Here is a 23,842-nt window from a genome sequence, read left to right as displayed (position 1 = left end):
CCTCCTAAATTATACTTGTTGGATTTATATCAATACTAATTTTTATATTCCTAAATTTCTTATCATTTTTTTTATTAATAACTAGATCTTTAAGTATTTTCTTAACAATTTGTATTTCTTCATCTCTACATTTTATCATAATTTGATAACGATAGTTATTTCTTATTTTATAAATTGGTGCTGGATTTGGACCTAAGATTAAATCATCTCGTACTTTCCTAAAACTTCTCTCCAATGCATTTACTAAGCAAAAATAAAACTCTTTAGATACTTCTTTAAGTTTAATCTCATCCTTACTCCCTAATACAATATTTATAATACTTGTATAAGGTGGATAATTAAATTCTTTTCTTATTTTTATTTCCATGTCATAAAACTTCTTATAATTATGTTCTTTTGATGCCAAAATACTATAGTGCTCAGGTTCATAAGTCTGTAATATAACTTTACCCTCTACATCACCCCTACCTGCTCTACCGCTCACCTGAGTAACTAATTGAAAAGTCCTTTCTGATGCTCTAAAATCTGGCAAATTTAAACTTATATCTGCAGCTATTATCCCAACTAAAGTTACATTTGGAAAATCTAACCCTTTCGAAATCATTTGTGTTCCTATTAAAATATCTACTTCTCCGTTTTTCACATCATTTAAAATTCTTTCATGGCTACCTTTTTTAGTTGTATTATCAACATCCATCCTAGCCACTTTAGCTGATGGAAATATTTTTTTAATATATTCTTCAACTTTTTGTGTTCCTATTCCAAAGTATTTTATATATCTACTGCCACACTCAGGACAAGTAATTGGCGGTTTAACAGATAATCCACAATAATGGCACTTTAAAACATTATTATCTAAATGATAAGTCATTGAAATATCACATTCTGAACATTTAACAACATACCCACATTTTCTACAAGATATAAAAGTTGAAAACCCTCTTCTGTTCAAAAACAAAATCGTTTGTTTTTTATTATGCAGATTGTCTTTTATTGCCTTAAATAAAGCCTCACTGAGTATCGATTTATTACCTTTTTCAAGCTCTTTCTTCATATCAACAATTTCAATACTTGGCATTTTAGTTTTGTTTACTCTAGTAGGCATCTCTAGCAGCTTAAGATCACCATTTTTAGCTCTGTAATAAGTTTCAATCGAAGGAGTCGCAGACCCTAAAACTAAAGCAGCATTTTCTAAATCACATCTTTTCTCTGCTACTTCTATAGCACTATACTTTGGATTCATACTAGATTTATAACTATTTTCATGCTCCTCATCAATAATTATTAACCCTAAGTTATTAAAAGGTGCAAATACAGCTGACCTAGCTCCTACAACTATCTTAACCTTACCTTCCTTAATCTTTCTCCACTCATCATACCTTTCTCCAATAGAAAGTCTACTATGCAAAATTGCTACCTTATTTCCAAATCTACCTACAAATCTCTCTACAGTTTGCGGTGTTAAAGAAATTTCTGGCACTAAAACAATTGAATCTTTATCTTGACTTAGCATTTTCTCAATCAGTTGCAAATAGACCTCAGTTTTTCCACTACCAGTAACGCCGTGTATCAAAAATTTATTTATATTACCTTTAGATATATCATTAATAATAGTATCTAAGCATAATTTCTGATACTCAGTTAAACTTACCTTCTTGTAAGGTGGAATATATTCTTTAATTGGACTTCTATCGACATTAATATCCAATATTTCAATTAGTCCTTTTGAATATAAAGATTTAATAGTAGAATAACTGCAGTTAGCCTTTAGCATTAATTCTTTCAATTTTATATACTCTACATCATTTAGTATTTTTATTACTTCAATTTGCTTAACTGCATTCTTACTTAAAGAATCTATTATTTCCGTAGTTTTATCTTTATCAAAAATCCTTTTTACAAACTTTTCATATTTCTTACCTATACCAGTATTGATTTTATCAAATAATTCTATTAGTCCTTTATCTTCTAATGCTTTTATATGTATATTAATATTTTTTATACGCAGGTCAGCTTTTAACTTACTTAATTCACATTCTTTTAACTCAAATAAATATTCAATTATTTTTTTCTGTTTTTCATCTAAGCTCCCTTTATAAGCATATTTACATTTTTCTGTAATTTTAATATATTTTATAACTTTATTACTAATACCAGTTGGAGTTATTGTCTTAAATACTTCTATATACTGAGCTAGATATTTATCCTTCATCCATAATCCAAGTTCTATAAGCTTCTTTGAGATTATTGGCGTATCATCAATTACTTTCTTAATTGATTTCAATTTATTAGGAATAAAATCTATATCGTCTACTATCTCAATTACTAGTCCCTCTAATAACCTATTGCCTTTACCAAAAGGTACCAAAACTCTTTTTCCTACTTCTACATAGTTAATTATTTCTTCAGGAATGACATAAGTAAATACTTTATCAGTATTTGCACTTGTATTATCAACCACAATTAAAGCATATTTGTTTTTATGCATATAATCAACCTTTCAAAAAAAGAAAATAAAAGAAAATATATAAATAATATAATGGATAAAAGCTAGATAAATAGCTTTCAGCTAATACCTAGCTTAAATACATATCATGACAACAATTCTTCTACTTTATCAAGAATTATTTTTGCTAATTCTTCTTTTGACATCTGTGGATAGTTATATGTATGACCTTCCTTATCAATTATTGTAGCAATGTTAGTATTACTTCTAAAACCTGCATTTTTCATTGTAACATCATTAGCTACAATAAAATCTAAATTTTTAATTTTTATTTTCTTTATAGCATTTTCTATTACATCATTTGTTTCTGCAGCAAATCCTACCAATATCTGTTTTTTCTTTAGCTTACCAAAATGAGCTAAGATATCCGGATTTCTAACAAATTTAATATTAAGACTTCCATCTTGTTTTTTTATCTTTTTATCACTCACAACTTCTGGTCTATAATCTAATGGAGCTGCTGCTTTTATTAATACATCAGTCTCATCAAAATACTCTTCAACTGCTTTTAACATCTCCATCGTTGTATTTATACTTACTACTTTAATACCTTCTGGTTTGTCCAAATTAGTTGGTCCACTTATAAGAATTACATCTGCTCCCCTTCTCTTAGCTTCAATAGCTACAGCATATCCCATTTTACCACTTGAAAAATTAGTTATATATCTAACAGGATCTATTCTCTCAATAGTAGGTCCTGCTGTTACAATAACTTTCTTATCTAATAAGGTCTTCTTTGCAAAATGCATTTTTATATATTCGACAATATCTGCAGGCTCTGCCATTTTACCTTCACCATAATCTCCACATGCTAATCTTCCTGAAGCAGGTTTAATAAACTCATAACCTAGGCTTTTCAATTTTTCCATATTCTCTTTAAATATTGGATTTCTATACATATTTGTATTCATAGCCGGTGCAAAAATTACTTTTGCCCTAGTAGCCATAATAGTCGTAGTTAACATATCGTCAGCAATCCCATTAGCTACTTTACCTATAACATTAGCAGTAGCAGGAGCTACCAAAAAAATATCGGCTTTCTGTGCTAATGAAATATGCTCAACTTCCCATTTTTTTGGTTCAGCAAACATATCAACAGTTACAAAATTCTGTGATAATGATTGAAATGTTAAAGGTGTAACAAATTTCGTAGCTGATTTTGTCATAATTACATCTACATTTGCACCTAATTTTTTCAATCTACTAACCACATCTACAGCTTTATAAGCTGCTATTCCACCTGTTACACCTAAAACTACATTAATATTCGAAAGCAATATCATCCCTCCGTTATTTAATGCCCTTTATATCTGGTCTTGAATATTCAACTTTGTCTTGATAAATTTCATGAACAGCAATTGTAACCGGCTTATTCGAATCTGTATTTACTAATGGTTCATCACCATCTACAATTTGTCTTGCTCTTTTTGATATCATCATTACTAAAGTATATCTACTGTCTACTTTCTTTAATAAGTCATTAACTGAAGGATATAACATACTATACCTCCTCATATTTTTTTATTATTTCTCCAAGTCTTTTGACTTTACATTTTTCTGCCTCAATTATAAATTCTATTTTTGAAACAGCATTATCTACTTCATCATTTACAACAGCATACTCATATTCATTTACATATGCTATCTCCTTATATGCACTATTAAATCTAGTTTTCAAAGACTCTTCTGTTTCTGTACCTCTTTTTTCAATCCTCTGTCTTAACTCTTCCATTGAAGGTGGTAAAATAAATATAAAAACTCCATCAGGATATATCTTTTTTACTGACAAAGCACCTTGTATATCAATCTCTAGCAATACATCTTTACCCTCATCTAATTTATCTAATACAAATTTTTTAGGTGTACCATAATAATTCCCATAAACATTCGCATATTCCAAAAATTCTTCTTTTCTAATCATTTCTTCAAAGTCTTCTTTTGTAATAAAAAAATAGTTCACTCCATCAATTTCGCCATTTCTCGGCTTTCTAGTTGTAGCTGATATAGACAGATTTATATCCTTATTACGTCTTAACAACTCTTTACATATAGTACCTTTTCCAGCTCCTGAAGGTCCAGATATAACTATCAATAATCCCTTACTCATAGTCTACTCCTCTCTATTCCTTAATCGAATCTACATCATGTGCCTCTCTATTTTCTAGTCTATGAGCAACTGTTTCTGGCTGAACAGCAGATAAAATTATATGATCAGAATCTGTAATAATTACAGCTCTAGTCCTTCTTCCATAAGTTGCGTCAATAAGCATTCCTCTTTCTCTAGCTTCCTGTATTATTCTCTTAATTGGAGCTGATTCAGGACTTACAATTGCAACAATTCTATTAGCTGAAACTATATTTCCAAATCCTATATTTATTAACGTAATACTCATAAAAATCCTCCTCTACTCGATATTCTGAATTTGTTCTCTTATTTTCTCAATTTCACTTTTTAATTCTACTACTTTGTTTGTTATAACAATATCAGAAGCTTTTGACCCTATAGTATTAGCTTCTCTATTCATCTCCTGAATTAAAAAATCTAATCTTCTACCAACTGGCACATCTGCATCAAGTGTCGAAACCAATTGATTAACATGACTATAAAGCCTTACTATTTCTTCATCTATATTGCTTTTATCCGCAAAAAAAGCCACTTCATTTGCAAGTCTACTTTCATCTAACTCATAACTATCTCCTAACAACTCTTCTATTCTATTTTTTAATTTATTTCTATATTCTAAAACAACTTCAGGACTTCTAGCCTCTATAGTTTTTACTATATCTATAATATTTTTCGCTCTTAACCTTATATCTTTAGCTAGCTCTTGACCTTCTCGAATTCTCATTTCAATTAATTTATTAAGAGCTTCTTCAAGACCATATTTCAAACAAGACCAAACTTCATCTTCATCATCTTCTTTCTTTTCAACTCTTATCACATCTGGAAATTTAGCTATTAAATCAATTGTTATTTTATCATTTATATACAATTTCTCATTAAGGTTTTCAACTGCTTCTTTATATGACTTCGCTAAAGGCAAATCGACTTGTACTTTTATTCCACTTTCATCTATATATTCTAAATTTATGTAAACTTCAATCCTTCCTCTACTTATCTTACTTTTTATATGCTTTCTTATTCTATCTTCTATATAATTCAAATGTTTAGGCATTTTTATTATTATATCATTATATCTATGATTTACTGATTTTATTTCTACAACAAAATGCCTTACGTTATCTCTACTCTCACCTCGTCCAAAGCCAGTCATGCTTTTAATCACTGTATCATCCTCCTAAGTTATTATAATCAATTTTACCATAAATTACACTGTTGTCAATCTATATCAATTACTACTTCTCATAATAAACTCCTTGACAAATAACTTCAGCTGGACCAGTCATGAAAACTTCATTGTCCCTTTGTTCTATTTCAACTGTACCACCTAACAAATGAACATTAACTTTCTTAGAAGTATTATGTAATATATTACTTATAACAGCTGCAGATGCAGCACCAGTTCCACAAGCAAGTGTTTGTCCTACTCCTCTTTCCCAAGTTAATACCTGTAAATTAGCATCATCAATTATTTTGCAAAAATTTACATTGATCTTGTTTGGAAACAACTGATGATTTTCTATTTTGTAGCCTATAGCATTTATATCTATTTTATCTAGATCATCGACAAATATAACAGCATGAACACTACCAACCACAACTGCTGAAATTCTAAAAGTATCGCCATCAATTTCAATACTTTCATTTAATATTTTTTCTTTATCAGTATTCGCATGTATTATTTTGGATGAAAAGTAAGCTTTTCCTAAATTTACTTCCACAAAGCTAATTTTCTCTTCAGATGATGTAATTCTAGGTCTCATTATTCCTGCTAATGTCTCAACATCAAATTCCTTATTTGTAACTAGCCTTTTATCAAAAACATATTTAGCAAAACATCTAATACCATTTCCACACATTGGAGCTTGCGAACCATCAGCATTGTAAAAAAGCATCTTAATATCTGAATTAGACGAATGTTCTACTACTATCATTCCATCTGCACCTATTCCAAAATGTCTATCACAAACCTTTTTTGCTAATTCATTATGGTTTGGTAACTCTTGCTTCGTACTGTCAAATATAATAAAATCATTCCCTAGTCCATGCATTTTTGTGAATTCAAGCATAAATATCCCTCCATACACAATCCGCAGTCTATTATTATTATATTACTAATTCGACTTTTTACCTTTAAATTGTTACAATAATTTAATAGAACAAAATCTTCGATTTAAATAAATTAATCTTATACATTGCAAACTTTGATATTTAGTTTTTTTAATGTTATACTTTATATTATCATATAAAGTGGAGGAATTGATATGGCTCTAGACGGTATCGTAATAAAAGCAATTATTAACGAGTTAAAACAAACAATTCTTTTTGGAAAAATTGATAAAATATATCAACCTGAAAAAGATGAAATCCTAATAAATATTAGAAGTAGTAAAAACTATAAACTATTGATTTCAGCTAGCAGTAATAATCCTAGAATCTATTTGACTCAGCACACAAAGCAAAATCCTATTAATCCTCCTATGTTTTGTATGCTTCTTAGAAAACATCTTCATAGTGGAAGAATTATTAATATTTATCAGCCTTTTTTAGAAAGAATAATTGTTATAGAAGTAGAGTCTTTAGATGAATTAGGTGTAAAGTCAGTAAAACAACTTATTGTTGAAATAATGGGAAGACATAGTAATATCATTTTAGTAGATAAAAACAACAATAGAATCATTGATGCAATTAAAAGGATTAGTGCAGATATAAGCTCAAAAAGAATTGTACTGCCTGGTTGCGAGTATACACAAGCACCTTCTCAAGATAAGATTAATCCAATTTCTATAGATGAAAAATCTTTTATACAAAATATTAATAATAATAATCTAGGAGAATTAACTTACAAATTTTTATATAAAAACTATATGGGAATAAGCCCATTAATCGCAAAAGAAATATGTTATAGAGCTAAAATTGATGACAGTACAAAAATAGGTGAATTAGATGAAATTCAAATAAATAATCTGTTAAGAGAATTCATGTATATCATGGATTTAGTAAAGAAAGATATCTTCACTCCAAATATCATTATTGATACCAAAAAAGATAAAGTTGTTGCTTTTTCATCTATCGATATAACACAATATAAAAATTTAACAAAGAAAAATTTTTCTTCTATTAGTCAAACCTTAGAAGAATTCTATTTAACTAGAGATAAATTAGATAGGTTAAAACAAAAATCTAGTGACCTTAGAAAAGTTATAAATACTAAACTAGAAAGAAATATAACTAAACTTGCGAAGCTGAAAGAAGAATTACTTGAAGCTAAATCTAAAGATAAATACAAAATCTATGGCGATTTAATTACAGCTAATATATATAGAATAGAAAAAGGTCAAAATGAAGTAGAGCTAGAAAACTTCTATTCTCCAGACTATTCAATAGTAAAGATAAAATTAGACCCTAAATTAACTCCTGCACAGAATGCGCAAAAATATTATAAAAGATATAATAAGCTTAAAGTTGCAGAAAAAACTTTACAAGAACAAATATATAAAGCTGAAGAAGAAATTAAATATTTAGAAAACATCATAGTTTGCATGGAGAATTCTTCTAATATCCATGAATTAGAAGAAATCAGAGATGAATTGATAAAAGAAGGATATATTAAAGGTAGTAATAAAAATAATAAAAAGTCAAATAAAATTATATCTAAGCCTTATCATTTTATTTCTTCAGATGGCTATGATATCTATGTAGGTAAAAATAATAAACAAAATGATTATTTAACTTTAAAATTTGCTGAAAAAAATGATATTTGGCTTCACACAAAAGATATTCCTGGATCACATGTTATTGTTAAATCTAAAGGAGAAAATGTGCCAGAAGAAACTATTTTAGAAGCTGCTTTATTAGCTGCTTATTATAGTAAAGGTAAAATGTCAAGCAATGTACCTGTTGATTATACAGAGAGAAAATATGTCAAAAAACCAAAAGGTTCTAAACCAGGTATGGTGATTTATGTAAATAATAATACTTTATATGTAACGCCTAAAATTGAAGAAATAAATAAAATTAAAAGGGTAGAATAAAATTCTATCCTTTTTTTCTAGCCAACCCTAATATAACAAATAATAATGGCACCACTAATGTTAAACATATTCCAAGTATAAAGTGTCCTAAATACACAAAATAAATATTCATAGGTAGTATTGTGAAAAATAAGCTTCTAATTAACAATATAGACAAAAGTCCAATTAAATATTTTACTAACTGATTTAAAAATGAATTGTATTCATTAAAATTTATGTATTTAGTTTCTAAAAAACTACCCAGTAAAGTACCAGAAAGTAAAGCCGTCATTTTTATATTGCTTTCTGTTATTGCAAAAAAATGCATCAAAACTAACATTGTAATTAATCCTATATTTATTAGCTTACTATCATGCTTTTTTAAATAATCTAATATTGATTGAAATAACCAAACAATTAAAATCCCTAATATTAATCCTCCGATTACATCTATAGGCCAATGTACTCGCAAATAAAGCCTTGAAATACCAACTAAAATAATTACAATCCATCCAATAATATAAATGATTTTTTTTCTAACTTTTTTCATCATATAATACCAAAATGTAGTAGAGCCTTGCGTATGTCCACTAGGGAATGAATTTCCTGGTGCAGATTGTATATAGGGTGTTTGGATTTCACTATGTAAAAATGGTCTGCCTGTATGAAATATTACCTTCAATAAATTATTACTATAAATTGATACAGCTAACACAGAAAAAAGTTTTATTCCAAATTTTTTATTTATACACCAATAAATATAAGCAATAAACATTAAATAAAAAGCCTCACTGCCAAGATTAGTTATAAAAATAAATATTTTATCTAAAATTGGATTGCTTATTTCTTGAAAAAAAAGTAAAATCCTAATCCCCATAAAATCACCACTTTAATTTATTTTTAACAGTTGATTACAAAATTCTTTTTCATTATATGCCAGTTGTATAAAAAATATTACACATAAAAAGGAGTAGCATTTTGCTACTCCTCTACAACAGTTTCAGGTAATATTTTATTTACTATTATTCCAATTAAAGCTGCTAAACTCAAACCAACTATCTGTATATTATCTGTTATTTTAATTCCTATAACACCTGTAAAACTTGGATTTGATCTTAAAAACTCAGTACCTATTCCTGCAACTAATATTAAAGATGATACTATCAGATTTCTATTGCTTGAAAAATCTACTTCTGCATTTGTTATTGTTCTTATTCCAACACTTGCAATCATACCAAATAGTATCAAACTTACTCCACCCATTACTGGTTCAGGTATAGTTTGAAGTATTGCACCTAACTTTCCTATAAAACTTAATCCTATAGCTATAAAAGCTGCAAGCCTTAAAATTGATGGGTCATATACCCTAGTTACAGCTAATACACTTGTATTTTCACCATACGTTGTATTTGCTGGCCCACCTACAAAACCTGCAAACATAGTTGCTAAACCATCTCCTAATAGTGTTCTGTGAAGTCCTGGATCTTCAAAGAAATTTTTACCGACTACTGCACCATTAGTAGTTATATCTCCTATATGCTCCATAAAAACTGCTAGAACTATCGGAGCAATCATTGCTATAGCACTAATACTAAATTTAGGTGATGTAAATTGTGGCACGCTTATTATACTAGCATTTACTATAGGTTTAAAATCTATTATACCAATAATGGCTGAGAAAATATATCCAACTACAACTCCACATAATATAGGTATTACTTTGAAAAATCCTTTAGAAAAAATTGAAACCCCTATAACAGTAAATACTACAACAGAAGCTACCAACCAATTTTTTGAAGCCATTTGTATAGCTACAGGACTCAAAATCAATCCAATAACTATAATCATCGGGCCTGTTACAACAGGTGGAAAAAAGCTTTTTATCTTATCTACTCCATAAACATATATAAGTATTGAAAGAATTAAATATAATGCACCTGCTGCTATAATACCACCTTGTGCATATCTAACATCTCCATACTGGTTTGCAACCGCATTTATTACAGGAATAAAAGCAAAACTAGACCCTAGAAAAACTGGTACTTTACCTTTAGTTACAAAATGAAATATTAATGTGCCGACCCCTGCTGAAAACAATGCAACAGCTGGATTTAAGCCTGTAAGTATTGGCACTAATACTGTAGCTCCAAACATCGCAATAACATGCTGAAGCCCTAAAACACCCTTTCTTCCTAGCCTTTTTAGTTTTTCTTTTTCCTTCTTACTTTCTGGTACACTTTTGAACATAAAAATACCTCCCTTTTTTTATTGTGGGAGATAACTCTATCTCCCTTTTTCAGCCTCACTGGACTGAATTAAAAGGTTAATATATTTAATTATATTACCTTTCAACGATTAAAACTTTATTAACACCATCTACTTCTTCAAATTTGACGCTTACTACCTCTAACTTTGATGTAGGAACATTTTTTCCAACAAAATCTGGTCTTATCGGTAATTCTCTATGTCCTCTATCTATAAGTACTGCTAATTGTACTTTCTTTGGTCTTCCCTTATCTACAAGTGCATCTAACGCTGCTCTTACAGTCCTACCTGTATATAGCACGTCATCAACTAATACGACAATTTTACCAGTTATATCAGATTCAAACTCAGTAATTTCGACAACAGGATTTACATCTATTTCAGTTAAATCATCTCTATACAAAGTAATATCTAATGTTAAAACAGGAACTTCTTTACCCTCTATTTCAAAAATTTTCTTTGCTAATCTTTTTGCAAAAGGAATTCCTCTAGTTTTAATACCTACAAGTACTAAGTCTTCTACTCCTTTGTTTTTTTCTATAATTTCATGTGCAATCCTTGTTGTAGCTCTAATTATAGCTTTCTCATCCATTATAACAGCCTTCGTCTTCATACTTTCACCTCCTAACAAACAAAAAACTTCTTATCCAGTTGATAAGAAGTTACAACAATCCCTAATAAAAAAATTGTAAATCCTTATCAACCTCTCTGGGCAGATTTAAAGGATACTATTTTTTTCTGATTATATCATAATAATTTAATTGTGTCTATAATTTTTTCCTCTTAATATATTTAATACTTTATTGAAATAATCAGGTAATTCAGAATCAAATTCCATATATTTTTTAGTGCGAGGATGAATAAACCCTATAACTTTAGCATGTAATAATTGACCTTCTTGTTTAAATTTATTTTTTTTACTCCCATACACTGGATCGCCAACTAATGGATGTTTTATATATGACATATGTACTCTAATTTGGTGTGTTCTTCCTGTTTCTAACTTTGCTTCAATCAAAGTATATTGTCCAAATCTTTCCAATACTTTATAATGTGTAATCGCATTTTTACTATTTCTATCTGTAACAGCCATTTTTTTTCTATCTACAGGATGCCTCCCAATTGGAGCATTTATTGTACCACTATCTTCTTTTATATTACCTTCTACTAAAGCATAATATATCCTTGTTATTGAATGCTCTTTTAATTGTTTAGAAAGCTCCATATGAGCGAAATCATTTTTTGCTATCATTAAAAGTCCAGAAGTATCTTTATCAATTCTATGTACAATTCCAGGTCTTACTACTCCATTTATCGTGGATAAACTTTCTAGATGGAAAAGTAAAGCATTAACTAAAGTTCCACTATAATTCCCTGGTGCAGGATGTACTACCATACCTTGTGGTTTATTTACTACAGCAACATCTTCATCTTCATAAACTATTTCTATTGGCAAATCCTCTGGTATTAACTCAAGCTCTTCAGGCTCTGGTAATTTTATAGTTATTAAATCCCCTTTATTAACTACATATTTAGGTTTTATTTGCATATCATTAACTTTTATGTTCCCATCCTTAATAAGCTTCTTAATATATGATCTAGACACTTCCTCTAGTTTTTTTGCCAAATATGAATCTATTCTTTCACTTATATCATCTTCTACAATTAGTTCTATAATCTCCATAAAATCACTCTTCCGCATTTATTTCATATTTATCATACAAAACTAAATATGCAATAATAATAGTTGAAATAACAACTAAACAATCTGCTACGTTAAATACAGGAAAATCATATAACTTTCCAAATTTAATATCTATAAAATCTATAACGTAACCCAAACGCAATCTGTCTATAAGATTTCCTAGAGCACCAGAAAAAAGTATTGTCAAAGCTATTTTCATTGGTTTACTAAGATTAGTATATTTCTTGACATAAATAATAATTCCAATTAGTACTGAAATAGTAATGAAAATAAAAAATAATTGTTTATTTTGCAAAATACCAAAAGCTGCACCAAAATTCTCAACATAGTTTAATTGTAAATAATTTTTTATGATTGGAATTGGACTTCTTCCCAATAAAAATTTAACTGCTAAATGCTTAGTTAATTGGTCAAACATAATAAGAATAATAGTAACTATATAAAACATTTGCCCCTCCTCAATAACTTTTTTATAATCCATAGGAAATTATATTCCTTATTAATTTATGAATAAATTAAAATATAATTTCCGTTCATAGATTTCAACAAAGTCTTCCTTGATTTATTTAATTTGAAGATTTTGTTCCATGTAATATTGTAAAATATTATTATCAATTTTACAAGACTAATCCAATAATAAAGGTTAGGCGTCCACCTAACCTTGTTCTTTCTGTTCTTCAGGTATGTCCTCTCTATTTAAATCCTTTAACTGACCTTTGTAATACTCATTTGATATTTTATCAACTTCTTCTACTATTCCTGCTTCTTTTTCATCGAATCCCCCTTGATTATCTCCTGTACTGTATGATGGATCTCCTTTAACTTCATTAAATCTAGCAACTGCCTGCCAACTATCTTCTCCGTCAAATTCCACTTCATCTTCTATAGTTACATCTTTATAACTTCTTCCAAAAGGATATCCTAATACTTCTTCTTCAACAGGCCTATAATCCATCGTTTTTTCTAAAGGAATTTCTCTATTTGCGCATTCAATGCAAAACTTTGCATAAGGTATTATCTCAAGTCTTTCTTCATTTATTTTTTTACCACATTTTTCACAAATTCCATACGTTCCGTTTTCTATCCGATTTAATGAATCTTCGATTTGCATTAATAAATTCTGTTCATTGTTTTTTAGATTCATCATTTGTCCCATCATAAATGTCTCTGTTCCAATATCCGCTGGATGATTGTCATACATTGATAGCTCGTCAAAATAGTCTTGCATAGACGTATTTGGCTCATTTTCATTCATTTTGCTTATTGTTTCCAATATTTTATTTTTTTCTTCTAAGAGTAACTTTTTGAAATACTCTAATCTTCTTTTGTCCATCATACCCTCCTTACAAGTTTTCTTGTACAATTTTTACCAAATCTGCTATAAAATCACCTATTAATGGCAAATTCCAAGAAATCATTTTCTGTAATAGATAAATCACAAATGCTCCTAATATTGTAAAACCAACAGCCATTCCAAATCCTCTTGCTAATCCTCCAATAAAATTAATATATAATAATCTTCTTCTGTTATTTAAAATATCAACATATTCAGCTATTTTTGCCTTTTCAAGCTGCAGAGCTATCTCGTGTATCTTTTTTTCTAATTCTTTTTCTTGCATAATAATCTCCTTTCAAATAATTTACCCAATTTTATTGTACATTATTTATAATTTTTCAATAAGAGTTTATTAATAATTTTTCAAAATTATTCTTGTTTAACTAATTTATTCTTATATTAATGACCATATCTAGCTAACAACAAATAGAAAAATAAAAGACTATTCTTTTTGAATACTCCACCCCATAATTCAACTAATAATAGAAAGAAAAACAATAAATAATCTGTATACCTATGACATTCTTTTTCTATTATACTTACATCAATATTTTCAGAATTTAAATTATTTATTTTATCCATCATACTACCACTCCCATCATTATATCCTATTATATATTATGTAAAACTCTATAGGGAGTTACTTTAAATCTAAAAAAGAAAAAAGGCAAAAACCATTTTTGGTTCTTACCTTTTTAAGTATCATAAATTATTAACACACTTTTTAATCTGTTCAATTTCATTACATAATATCTTCAATTGTTCTAAAGTAAGCGACTGATAACCATCAGATAAAGCTTCAGCAGGATTCGGATGTACTTCTACCATTATACCATCTGCTCCTACTGCTACAGCTCCTCTTGTCATTGGAATAACTAAATCCCTTCTACCTGTACCATGACTCGGATCTACAATTACTGGTAATTTACTTAAAGTTTTCAGAATTGGCACAACTGTCAAATCAAGCGTATTTCTAGTATAGTTTTCAAAAGTTCTAATACCACGTTCACATAGTATAATATTATCATTACCTTCTAAAGCAATATATTCAGCCGCCATTAACCATTCTTTTACTGTTGCTGTCATTCCTCGTTTTAATAATACAGGCTTATTTAATTTCCCTACTTCTTTTAATAAAGAATAATTTTGCATATTCCTTGAGCCAATTTGTATAATATCTATATATTCTAATGCTTTTTCTAAATCACGAGGGTCCATAATCTCAGAAACAACTTTTAAATTATATTTAACAGCAATTTCTCTTAAAATTTTTAATCCCTCAAACCCTAAGCCTTGAAAAGAATATGGTGATGTTCTCGGTTTAAAAGCACCACCTCTAATCAATTTTATTTCTAAACTCTTTAACATTTCACCAATTAATTCCATCTGTTTTTCATTTTCAACCGCACATGGTCCTGCAATAATTGAAAAATCTCCATCTCCAATTTTAATACCATCACCTAAATCTATAATTTTTTTACCATCATGATTTTTGCCAATATATTGTAATTCCATGATTACTCCTCCATAATAGTTATATGAGGCTTATAATTCTTTGTACAATTTCTGCAGAGTTTTTAGCTGATTCAATAACAAATTCGTTAAAATTGACATGTGCCGAACCATCAGCTTTATCTGAAATAGCTCTAAAAATAACAAAAGGAATATTATTTAAGTAACAAGTCTGCCCTATTGCTGCACTTTCCATTTCGACACAATAGCCCTTGAAAATTTCCCATAACTTATCTTTCTTCTCTGGACTTGCCACAAATACATCTCCACTTAGTATTCTTCCTTCATACAACTTATGTCCTACAAGTTCCTCAGCTGCTACTTTTTTAGCTATATCTATTAACCTTTCATCAGCTTTAAATTTATATTCGTCTAATCTTGGAATTTCTCCTAACTCGTATCCAAAACCTGTTGCATCAACATCATGCTGAACTACATCTGTAGAAATAACTATATCTCCAATATTCAAACTATCATGTATTGCACCAGCAACTCCAGTATTTATAATACAATCTACATTAAAATATGTAATTAATATCTGAGTACAAATTGCAGCATTTACCTTTCCTATACCACATCTTACTAAAACAATATCTTTATCATTAAGTTTCCCTTCACAAAATTCCATTTTAGCCTTTTCTGTAACTTTATCTATTTTCATTTTGTCTTTAAGAATCTTTATTTCTTCATCCATAGCGCCTATAATGCCAATTTTCATATTTCTTCCTCCTAGCTTGCATATACTTATAACTTTCTCTATTATTATATAATTTCTAACTTTCATGTCAAGTATGTAAAGCCTTTTAAAAGCAAAATCTCAATTTATAATTCCTTATGTGTTTAAAAAGGGCTTGTATGTCAATTTACATACAAACCCTCTATTCACTATTCTAAATTAGCCACACATTTTGCACAAATTGTTGGATGTTCTGAACTTTCACCAACTGTCTCACTAAATATCCAACATCTCTCACATTTTTGTCCTGGTGCCTGCTCAACTACTATTTTAATATCATTATTTTCTCCTGCTGTATAGTCTCCATCAACTTCCTTATCTTCATTTACTTCTACCTTTGAAACAATCAAAATCTCTGATAATTTTTCTTCTATGCTCTTTAAGAATTCGTAATCTTCGCTATTAGCATAAATCTTAACTAAAGCATTTAATGAATGTCCTATTATTTTCTGGCTTCTTGCTTTTTCTAAAGCCTTTGTTATATCCTCTCTATAAGAAATAATCTTATTCCATTTACTTTCTATAGCTTCATTATAATATTCAGCTTTTGGCTCAGGCCAATCAGTTAAATGTATACTAATAGCATCTTCACCCTTAACAAACTGCCATATTTCTTCAGCTGTAAAAGGTATTATTGGCGCAATCATCTTAACTAATGCTTTAAGAATTATATCAATTGTAGTTTGAGCAGCTCTTCTTGATTTTGAATCACTTCTTAGTGTATATAATCTATCTTTTAATACATCTAAATAGAAGCTACTCATATCTACAACACAGAAATTATGAATTGCATGATAAATTACATGAAAATCATAACTATCATAAGCCTTTGTAACTTTTTCAATCAATCTATTAAGTTTTATCAAAGCCCATTTATCCATTTCTAAAAGTTCATCATAACTTACTGCATCTTTTTCTGGTTCGAAGTCATATAGATTTCCTAAAATAAATCTTGCTGTATTTCTAATCTTTCTGTAAACCTCAGACATCTGCTTAAGTATTTCATTTGACATTCTTACATCTGACTTATAATCTGAAGATGACACCCATAATCTTAATATATCTGCTCCATATTTATTTATTACTTCTAATGGATCAACACCATTTCCTAATGACTTAGACATCTTTTTACCTTCACCGTCTACTATCATACCATGAGTTATAACACTTTTATATGGTGAAGTTCCTTTAGTAGCTATAGCCGTTAAAAGTGATGACTGGAACCAACCTCTATATTGGTCATTCCCTTCTAGATATAAATCTGCTGGATATGTTAATTCTTCATATTCTTCAATAACAGATTTATGGCTAGAACCAGAGTCAAACCATACATCCATTATATCCATTTCTTTTTTGAATTTAGTACATCCACATTCACACTTTATATTCTCTGGAAGTAATTCATTTGCTTCCATCTCATACCAAGCATTAGAGCCTTTTTCTCTAAAAATTGAAGAAACCTTTGCTATAGTCTCTTCATTTATTAATTCCTTACCACATTCTTCACAGTAGAAGATAGGTATTGGTACCCCCCAAATTCTCTGTCTTGAGATACACCAATCGTTTCTATCCTTAATCATATTAATAATTCTCTCTTCACCCCAGCCAGGTATCCATTCAACTTTCTTCGCAGCCTCAATTGCTTCATTTTTAAATGCGTCAACTGAAGCAAACCATTGTTCAGTAGCTCTAAATATAACTGGACCTTTACATCTCCAACAATGTGGATATGAGTGTGTAATATCATTTCTAGCAATTAAGTGCCCACTCTCTTCTAAGTCATTAAGTATCACCTTGTTTGCTTTTGCATAATATAAACCTTCATATTTTCCTGCTTTATCAGTAAAATGTCCTTTATTATCTACAGGATTCAATACACCCAGATTATATTTTTGTCCAATCAAGAAGTCTTCTTGACCATGTCCTGGTGCTGTATGAACACATCCAGTACCGGCATCTAATGTTACATGATCACCTAATATAACAACTGACTCTCTTTCGATAAAAGGATGCTTAGTTTTCATATATTCTAGCATTTTACCGTTAAAATCAGCTAATATTTCATATTCCTCAACGCCTATTTCTTTTGTCACCTTTTCAATCAATTCTTTAGCTATAACATAAACTTCATTGTTAACTTTTACAAGAGAATATTCAAATTCTGGTCCAACAGAAATAGCTAAGTTAGCAGGTAAAGTCCATGGTGTTGTTGTCCAAATTACAAAATAAACATTTTCTAAATTATCTACGTAGTCTTTAAATAAACCTTTATCATCAATAAGCTCAAATTTTACATAAATAGATGGTGATACTTTATCTTTATATTCTATTTCAGCTTCTGCTAGTGCAGTTTCACAACTTGGACACCAGTAAACTGGTTTTAATCCTTTATATATATATCCTTTATTAGCCATCTCTCCAAATATTTCTATCTGATGAGCTTCATATTCAGGTTTTAAAGTTAAGTATGGATTATCCCAGTCACCTGTTACACCTAAACGCTTAAATTGTTCTTTTTGTTTTTCTACTTGACTTAGTGCATAATCTCTACACTTATTTCTAAATTCAACTGGTGAAACTTCTTTCACACTTAAACCTAGCTCTTTTATCGCTCTTAATTCAATAGGTAAGCCATGAGTATCCCAACCTGGAATATATGGTGCATAAAAGCCTCTTAACGTTTTATATCTAACTATTATATCCTTAAGAATCTTATTTAAAGTATGACCAAGGTGTATATCTCCATTTGCATAAGGTGGACCATCATGTAAAATAAAACTCTTATTACCTTTATTCTTCTCAAGACCTTTATTGTAGATATCCTCTTCATACCATTTTTTTAAAATATCAGGCTCTCTTTTTGGTAAGTTAGCTCTCATTGGAAATTCTGTTTTTGGTAAATTCAATGTTTTACTGTAATCCATCCTAACACCTCCTATGTATTTTCGAATTATTTTAACTAAGATGCGCCGTCGTTTATATAAACAAAAAAACTTCATCCCAATGGGACGAAGTTACTCCGCGTTACCACCCAAATTACCATAAATGGTCTCTCATTTAAATAACGGATTACCGGAACCCCCTACTTAATTCGAAGGTCAACTCCAGGGTGATTTTCATTAAAGCAGGATTACTAGCTCACACCAACCGCTAGCTCTCTTGAAATCCCACAATAACTACTCTCCCTTTCATAGTTTTTATCTATATAGAATTTTAAAGATATTATATATTATTAACTAAAATTCGTCAATATTAACAATTATTTTTCATTATTTTTCATCAATTTCGTTAAAAAACATATCTACCGTTTCTAATTGTGAACTTAATAAAGTCTTAAACCTAGTTTTAAAAACCAATAACTCTTTTTTAATTTCTTCATATTTTTTCTGTATTTTAACAACTTCATTATGTGCATCTTCAATAATCTTTCTTGCATTTTCTTCTGCTTCTTTTATAATAAGCTCTGCTTCTTTTTTAGCATTATAACTAACCTCTTCAGCAGTATTTTGAGCTACAACTAGCGTATTCTGTAACGTTTTTTCAATATTTTTATAATGTTCAAGTCTCTCATTTAATGCAGAAATTTTATCTTTAAGCTCAATATTCTCTTTGTAAAGTTTTTCATAATCAACAGTAATTTCATCTAAAAAACTATCAACTTCTGTTTCTTTATATCCTCTAATACTTCTACTAAATTCTTTGTTTTGAATATCTAAAGGTGTTAACATAACCCAAACCTCCACTAAACATAAATTTTTATTATTAATTTATACCTTCCTTTTTTCGTTTTCCCCAAATTCTTATAAATTAAAAACCTACCCTTACCTTTTACAGAAACCATATCAGTCTCATCAACTAAATGAAATGGCTGCTTTATTGGTTCCCAATTAACTTTGACTCTATTTTGATTAAAATACATTAAACACTTTGATCTTGAAATATCGTATACTGCACTAATAATATTATCCACTCTTAACGAGCTTACAGTAACATTTTTTTCAATATATTCAATCGTGCCTTGTTTTATTTCATTTAAACTTATCTCCTCAACTTGTACATTCTGATTACCAACTTTACTTAAATGTAATTTAATAAAATCCAAAATATCCTTATGTAATACAATTTGCGTAAAATCATCATGTAAATATATGTCCCCAATTTTTTCTCTTTTAATCCCTAATCCTAATATAGAACCTAAATAGTCTCTATGATTTAATTTTTTCTTAAAATTACCAATTATCTTAATTGAACCAATTGGATTTTCAATATCCTCCTTAATTAAATAAAATGGATATATTATAATCGATTTTCTTTCGGCCTCTTTAAGACCACCCTCTTCAAAATAATTTAAATCAGAAAACCTATTAAGTATTGAATGACTTAATCTTCTTTGATAGGGATCTAAAAAGTCAGTATATACAATTTCATGATTTTTTAATACTTTTTCAATTTTATCTAAAATTTTCCTCATAACTATTATTTGCTCTGGATCTCTAATATGTTCTAAGTATTTTGCTTTGTTCAAAAACATGACATCACCTATCTAGTTATAAAATAGTTCTTAAAATATAAGAGATTAAGTCTAAGAATAAAAATGCTAACAATGGCGAAAAATCTATCATACCTGTATTAATACCTAATTTATTTATTAAATTTCTACAAGGAGCTAAAATAGGTTCTGTAATTTGGTAAATAAAGTTAAACAGAGGATTACCTAAATCTCTAATTATAAAAGACATAAAAATTCTTACTAAAATCAATGTTTCTATTAAGTTTATAAATATATCTATAGATCTTTCTAAAACCCACACATTCAACACCTCTTCTAACTATCTTTGCCACGGAAATATTCCTTTGTTTTTCAATTGTTCTTTTATATTTCCGTTAATCTCTACATTATTAGGAGCTAAAATAAAAATATCTTTTGCAACTTTCTGAATAATCCCTTCTAAAGCATAAATTGCTCCGTTTAAAAAATCAAAAACTTGCCTTTTACTCTCACTATCCATATGTTCTAGATTAATAACAACTGTTTTTCTATTTTTTATGTCCTCAATAATCTTAGGTGCGTCTTCATATTTTTTTGGTTCATGAATCGTTAATTTCATAGATAAATTTGTATGTATACTTACAATTCTATTGTTAACGCGTTTTTTAACCTGTAAATCTTCTTCAATAAACGGATCAATTGGATCTTCTACTATATCTTCCTCAAAATCATCCAAACCAATTATATATTTAAACTTATTGATAATTTTATTACTTTTATTTGACATTATGATAATACCTCCTAATAATTTCTTTCTCCAAAAATTCCTGTACCTATTCTCACCATGTTAGAACCTTCTTCAATCGCAATTTTATAATCATTAGTCATTCCCATTGATAAATACTTCATCTCTACATTTGGATATCCCCGTTTTTTAAGTTCCTCAGAAAGTCCTTTTAACTGTCTAAAAACATATCTGACCTCTTCAGGATTTTCTGTATAAGGAGCTATTGTCATAAGACCCTTTATCTTTATTTTAGGATATTTTATAATTTCTTCGACAAAAGGTATAACTTCATCACCATAAAGTCCATACTTTGTTTCTTCCTCTGCTATATTAACTTGAATAAGAGCATTTACAAAAATATTATGTTGCTCTGCTCTTTTGTGCAGTTCCTGTGCTAAAGATAACCTATCTAATGAATGAATTAAATCTATTTTATCAATAATATATTTAACTTTGTTTGTTTGTAAATGCCCTATCATATGCCATATAGGGCTATCTTTAATCAAATCATACTTTCTTAAAATTTCCTGAACTCTACTCTCACCTATATTATTAATTCCTAGCTTTATTGCTTCGTTCATCACATCAACATCTACTGTTTTTGTAACAGCAATTAATGTTATATCTTCTAGACTTCTACCAGTTTTCAAAGCCGCTTCTTCAATATTTTTATACACTTCTTCTAAATTTGCTTTTATATTAATTATTTTAATCCCCTCCCTCTAATCTATAATCTGTCCTTCTTTAACTTTCTTACCATTAATAAATACTTCATCAAAAATAGAAATTGTATATCTTTTTTCATAATTTCCATTAATATTTATTTCAATTTTTCCTCTATCACCAGCTTTAATTTTACTTCCTGCATCCACAATTACATATTTATCATTTTGTCCTATTATTTTGACAGGTTTAAATTTTACGATACTACTTATATCTTTAATATATACTCCGTCTATTCCGTCTTTTTTTACTATTGCACTTTTAGGTATTTTCAATCCACAATAAGTATCAGTAATTATCTCAACATCAATATACCTCTCATTATAAAACTTATATAGATAACTATCAAATTCAAATATTACTATGTATTCATTACTACCTTTATTTACTTTATAAACTTTCCCTCTTATTTTTTCATTTTTTTCTATAAATTTTATATATACATCTTTTCCTTCATTTAATCTATCTATACTACTCCCAGGCATTAGTTTTACTACAAGGTACCATTTATAGTTATCAATTATTTTAAAAATTGGTTCACCTGAAGTAACCTCCCAATCGTTATTAACTTTATGTATATTCCTTTCTATAATTCTAAACTTATCAGGAGTGAAATTCGATAAACTCTTTAAGCTATAAATTTCTTCCAACCCATCAATAGTATAACTTACTAAACCGCAATTTTTTGAATAATAATTTGCTTTTGCATTTTTTAATCTGTCCTGTAAATTCTTACGCACTTCATACAGTTTGTCCAAATCATTAGCTATTAACGAATTGTTACCAAACAAATCTGAACGTTTATCTAAATCTAATTTTAACTCTTTTGCTACTTGGTTTATTTCAATAAAATTACCTTCTAAAATATTTTTTCTCAAAATATCTATTTTTTCATCTATAAAAATCTGATTCTTTTCTATATCACTTGAAAATATCTCCTGTGTTTTAAGCTTGTTGCTTAACTCCTCAATTCTTTTATTTATAACATTCAATTCTTCCGCTATTTCATGTGCCTTATCAGATGCTACTACTTGTCCTATCAAAGTCCCTAATCCAACCTTCTCACCCTCATTTTTATTAAAAATTATTTTACCGTTAGTTGTCGCCCTATATACAACTTCATTCTTAAAAATAATCCCTTTAGCCTTCTCAAAAACATCAATACTACCTTCTTCAACTATTACTGTAGCTGCATTTGTTACACAAAACGTTGGTAACATTCTTAACGATAAATAAATTACTACTATTATTACCAACCCAATCCTAAACCTTTTTCGTCTTCTTCTTTTTTGTTTTCTTTTGTCTTTAGTCATAATATCACCACACTAAAACTTTATATTATATTTCTTCATCTTTTAAGATTTTCCTTTATTATTTTAACAATAAGCGTTATTCATATGCAAATATAACTAAAGACCTATTTCTGTTTGTAAATCAAGTATATCATAATTTCTATATCAACTTTACAAATTCTAAAAAAATGTGTATAATATGTATTACTCTCGGGATGTAGCGCAGTTTGGTTAGCGCACAAGTCTGGGGGACTTGGGGTCGCTGGTTCGAATCCAGTCATCCCGACCATTTTCATACAAAATAAATGGGAAGGTAAAACCTTCCCATTTATTTTGTAATCTATATCATAATCTTA

Annotated in this window: 25 protein-coding genes, 1 tRNA gene and 1 other annotated feature; of the genes, 2 read left to right on the top strand and 24 right to left on the bottom strand. The window is 28.8% G+C overall.

All coding sequences use genetic code 11. From position 1 onward, the window contains the following. Nucleotides 1–4: 4 nt before the first annotated feature. The 7 genes from priA to dapF form a co-directional block, all read right to left on the bottom strand. On the bottom strand, nucleotides 5–2,488 hold the full coding sequence (gene priA, locus BFN48_RS07110) for a primosomal protein N' (protein WP_069650208.1): 2,484 nt from the start codon (nucleotides 2,486–2,488) through the stop codon (nucleotides 5–7). Between the two features lie 104 nt (nucleotides 2,489–2,592). Then, nucleotides 2,593–3,783, bottom strand: a complete 1,191-nt coding sequence (gene coaBC, locus BFN48_RS07105; protein WP_069650207.1) for a bifunctional phosphopantothenoylcysteine decarboxylase/phosphopantothenate--cysteine ligase CoaBC — start codon at nucleotides 3,781–3,783, stop codon at nucleotides 2,593–2,595. A gap of 13 nt (nucleotides 3,784–3,796) precedes the next feature. Next, nucleotides 3,797–4,006 carry a DNA-directed RNA polymerase subunit omega gene (gene rpoZ / locus BFN48_RS07100; RefSeq protein WP_069650206.1) on the bottom strand — a complete coding sequence of 70 codons (210 nt, stop codon included), beginning with the start codon at nucleotides 4,004–4,006 and terminating at the stop codon, nucleotides 3,797–3,799. A gap of 1 nt (nucleotide 4,007) precedes the next feature. Then, the gene (gmk, locus tag BFN48_RS07095) at nucleotides 4,008–4,613 is read right to left on the bottom strand and encodes a guanylate kinase (protein WP_069650205.1); all 606 of its coding nucleotides are present in this window, start codon (nucleotides 4,611–4,613) and stop codon (nucleotides 4,008–4,010) included. Between the two features lie 13 nt (nucleotides 4,614–4,626). Further along, nucleotides 4,627–4,899 (bottom strand): extracellular matrix/biofilm regulator RemA, encoded by a 273-nt coding sequence (remA, locus tag BFN48_RS07090; protein ID WP_054870349.1) that lies wholly within the window; start codon nucleotides 4,897–4,899, stop codon nucleotides 4,627–4,629. A gap of 12 nt (nucleotides 4,900–4,911) precedes the next feature. Beyond that, entirely contained in the window at nucleotides 4,912–5,793 is an 882-nt protein-coding gene (locus BFN48_RS07085; RefSeq protein ID WP_069650204.1) for a YicC/YloC family endoribonuclease, read from the bottom strand. A 70-nt stretch (nucleotides 5,794–5,863) separates the two neighbouring features. Continuing rightward, nucleotides 5,864–6,697 (bottom strand): diaminopimelate epimerase, encoded by an 834-nt coding sequence (gene dapF / locus BFN48_RS07080; RefSeq protein WP_069650203.1) that lies wholly within the window; start codon nucleotides 6,695–6,697, stop codon nucleotides 5,864–5,866. Nucleotides 6,698–6,892: 195 nt separating this feature from the next. Here dapF and BFN48_RS07075 point away from each other — a divergent pair, with 195 nt between their 5' ends. Continuing rightward, nucleotides 6,893–8,662 carry an Rqc2 family fibronectin-binding protein gene (locus BFN48_RS07075; protein ID WP_069650202.1) on the top strand — a complete coding sequence of 590 codons (1,770 nt, stop codon included), beginning with the start codon at nucleotides 6,893–6,895 and terminating at the stop codon, nucleotides 8,660–8,662. 4 nt (nucleotides 8,663–8,666) lie between these two features. Here the strand turns inward: BFN48_RS07075 and BFN48_RS07070 are convergent, their stop codons facing one another. The 17 genes from BFN48_RS07070 to BFN48_RS06990 form a co-directional block, all read right to left on the bottom strand. Then, nucleotides 8,667–9,518 carry a phosphatase PAP2 family protein gene (locus tag BFN48_RS07070; protein ID WP_069650201.1) on the bottom strand — a complete coding sequence of 284 codons (852 nt, stop codon included), beginning with the start codon at nucleotides 9,516–9,518 and terminating at the stop codon, nucleotides 8,667–8,669. 104 nt (nucleotides 9,519–9,622) lie between these two features. Next, nucleotides 9,623–10,888 (bottom strand): uracil-xanthine permease family protein, encoded by a 1,266-nt coding sequence (locus tag BFN48_RS07065; RefSeq protein ID WP_069650200.1) that lies wholly within the window; start codon nucleotides 10,886–10,888, stop codon nucleotides 9,623–9,625. Between the two features lie 94 nt (nucleotides 10,889–10,982). Next, nucleotides 10,983–11,519, bottom strand: coding sequence for a bifunctional pyr operon transcriptional regulator/uracil phosphoribosyltransferase PyrR (gene pyrR, locus BFN48_RS07060; RefSeq protein WP_069650199.1), 537 nt, complete (start codon nucleotides 11,517–11,519; stop codon nucleotides 10,983–10,985). Nucleotides 11,520–11,663: 144 nt separating this feature from the next. Continuing rightward, nucleotides 11,664–12,590, bottom strand: coding sequence for an RluA family pseudouridine synthase (locus BFN48_RS07055; RefSeq protein ID WP_069650198.1), 927 nt, complete (start codon nucleotides 12,588–12,590; stop codon nucleotides 11,664–11,666). A gap of 4 nt (nucleotides 12,591–12,594) precedes the next feature. Next, nucleotides 12,595–13,059, bottom strand: a complete 465-nt coding sequence (gene lspA / locus BFN48_RS07050) for a signal peptidase II (RefSeq protein WP_069650197.1) — start codon at nucleotides 13,057–13,059, stop codon at nucleotides 12,595–12,597. Nucleotides 13,060–13,266: 207 nt separating this feature from the next. Beyond that, nucleotides 13,267–13,944, bottom strand: coding sequence for a TraR/DksA C4-type zinc finger protein (locus tag BFN48_RS07045; RefSeq protein WP_069650196.1), 678 nt, complete (start codon nucleotides 13,942–13,944; stop codon nucleotides 13,267–13,269). Between the two features lie 10 nt (nucleotides 13,945–13,954). Then, nucleotides 13,955–14,230, bottom strand: coding sequence for a DUF5665 domain-containing protein (locus BFN48_RS07040; RefSeq protein WP_069650195.1), 276 nt, complete (start codon nucleotides 14,228–14,230; stop codon nucleotides 13,955–13,957). A gap of 116 nt (nucleotides 14,231–14,346) precedes the next feature. Then, nucleotides 14,347–14,529: a hypothetical protein gene (locus BFN48_RS07035; RefSeq protein WP_176718843.1), complete on the bottom strand. Its 183-nt coding sequence runs from the start codon at nucleotides 14,527–14,529 to the stop codon at nucleotides 14,347–14,349. 120 nt (nucleotides 14,530–14,649) lie between these two features. After that, entirely contained in the window at nucleotides 14,650–15,462 is an 813-nt protein-coding gene (locus BFN48_RS07030; RefSeq protein ID WP_069650193.1) for a bifunctional 3-deoxy-7-phosphoheptulonate synthase/chorismate mutase, read from the bottom strand. 19 nt (nucleotides 15,463–15,481) lie between these two features. Then, nucleotides 15,482–16,177, bottom strand: a complete 696-nt coding sequence (locus BFN48_RS07025) for a 5'-methylthioadenosine/adenosylhomocysteine nucleosidase (protein WP_069650192.1) — start codon at nucleotides 16,175–16,177, stop codon at nucleotides 15,482–15,484. Between the two features lie 167 nt (nucleotides 16,178–16,344). After that, nucleotides 16,345–19,119 (bottom strand): isoleucine--tRNA ligase, encoded by a 2,775-nt coding sequence (ileS, locus tag BFN48_RS07020; protein ID WP_069650191.1) that lies wholly within the window; start codon nucleotides 19,117–19,119, stop codon nucleotides 16,345–16,347. A 77-nt stretch (nucleotides 19,120–19,196) separates the two neighbouring features. Then, nucleotides 19,197–19,396 (bottom strand) — a binding site (T-box leader). 68 nt (nucleotides 19,397–19,464) lie between these two features. Continuing rightward, nucleotides 19,465–19,923, bottom strand: coding sequence for a DivIVA domain-containing protein (locus BFN48_RS07015; RefSeq protein ID WP_069650190.1), 459 nt, complete (start codon nucleotides 19,921–19,923; stop codon nucleotides 19,465–19,467). 14 nt (nucleotides 19,924–19,937) lie between these two features. Next, nucleotides 19,938–20,726: a YlmH family RNA-binding protein gene (locus tag BFN48_RS07010; RefSeq protein WP_083238846.1), complete on the bottom strand. Its 789-nt coding sequence runs from the start codon at nucleotides 20,724–20,726 to the stop codon at nucleotides 19,938–19,940. Nucleotides 20,727–20,742: 16 nt separating this feature from the next. Continuing rightward, entirely contained in the window at nucleotides 20,743–21,006 is a 264-nt protein-coding gene (locus BFN48_RS07005) for a YggT family protein (protein WP_069650189.1), read from the bottom strand. 18 nt (nucleotides 21,007–21,024) lie between these two features. After that, nucleotides 21,025–21,471: a cell division protein SepF gene (locus BFN48_RS07000; protein ID WP_069650188.1), complete on the bottom strand. Its 447-nt coding sequence runs from the start codon at nucleotides 21,469–21,471 to the stop codon at nucleotides 21,025–21,027. A gap of 14 nt (nucleotides 21,472–21,485) precedes the next feature. Next, nucleotides 21,486–22,148: a YggS family pyridoxal phosphate-dependent enzyme gene (locus BFN48_RS06995; RefSeq protein WP_242863236.1), complete on the bottom strand. Its 663-nt coding sequence runs from the start codon at nucleotides 22,146–22,148 to the stop codon at nucleotides 21,486–21,488. A 45-nt stretch (nucleotides 22,149–22,193) separates the two neighbouring features. Further along, nucleotides 22,194–23,507, bottom strand: a complete 1,314-nt coding sequence (locus BFN48_RS06990) for a biotin/lipoyl attachment domain-containing protein (protein ID WP_069650186.1) — start codon at nucleotides 23,505–23,507, stop codon at nucleotides 22,194–22,196. Nucleotides 23,508–23,697: 190 nt separating this feature from the next. On the opposite strand from BFN48_RS06990, the gene BFN48_RS06985 reads away from it, so the two are divergent. After that, nucleotides 23,698–23,775, top strand: a tRNA-Pro gene (locus BFN48_RS06985). Nucleotides 23,776–23,842 lie beyond the last annotated feature (67 nt).

The sequence above is a fragment of the Caloranaerobacter ferrireducens genome (genome assembly GCF_001730685.1).
Lineage (GTDB): Bacteria > Bacillota > Clostridia > Tissierellales > Thermohalobacteraceae > Caloranaerobacter > Caloranaerobacter ferrireducens.
The sequence above is the reverse complement of the archived record's forward strand: the minus strand, read 5'-3'. Positions and strand labels throughout refer to the sequence as shown.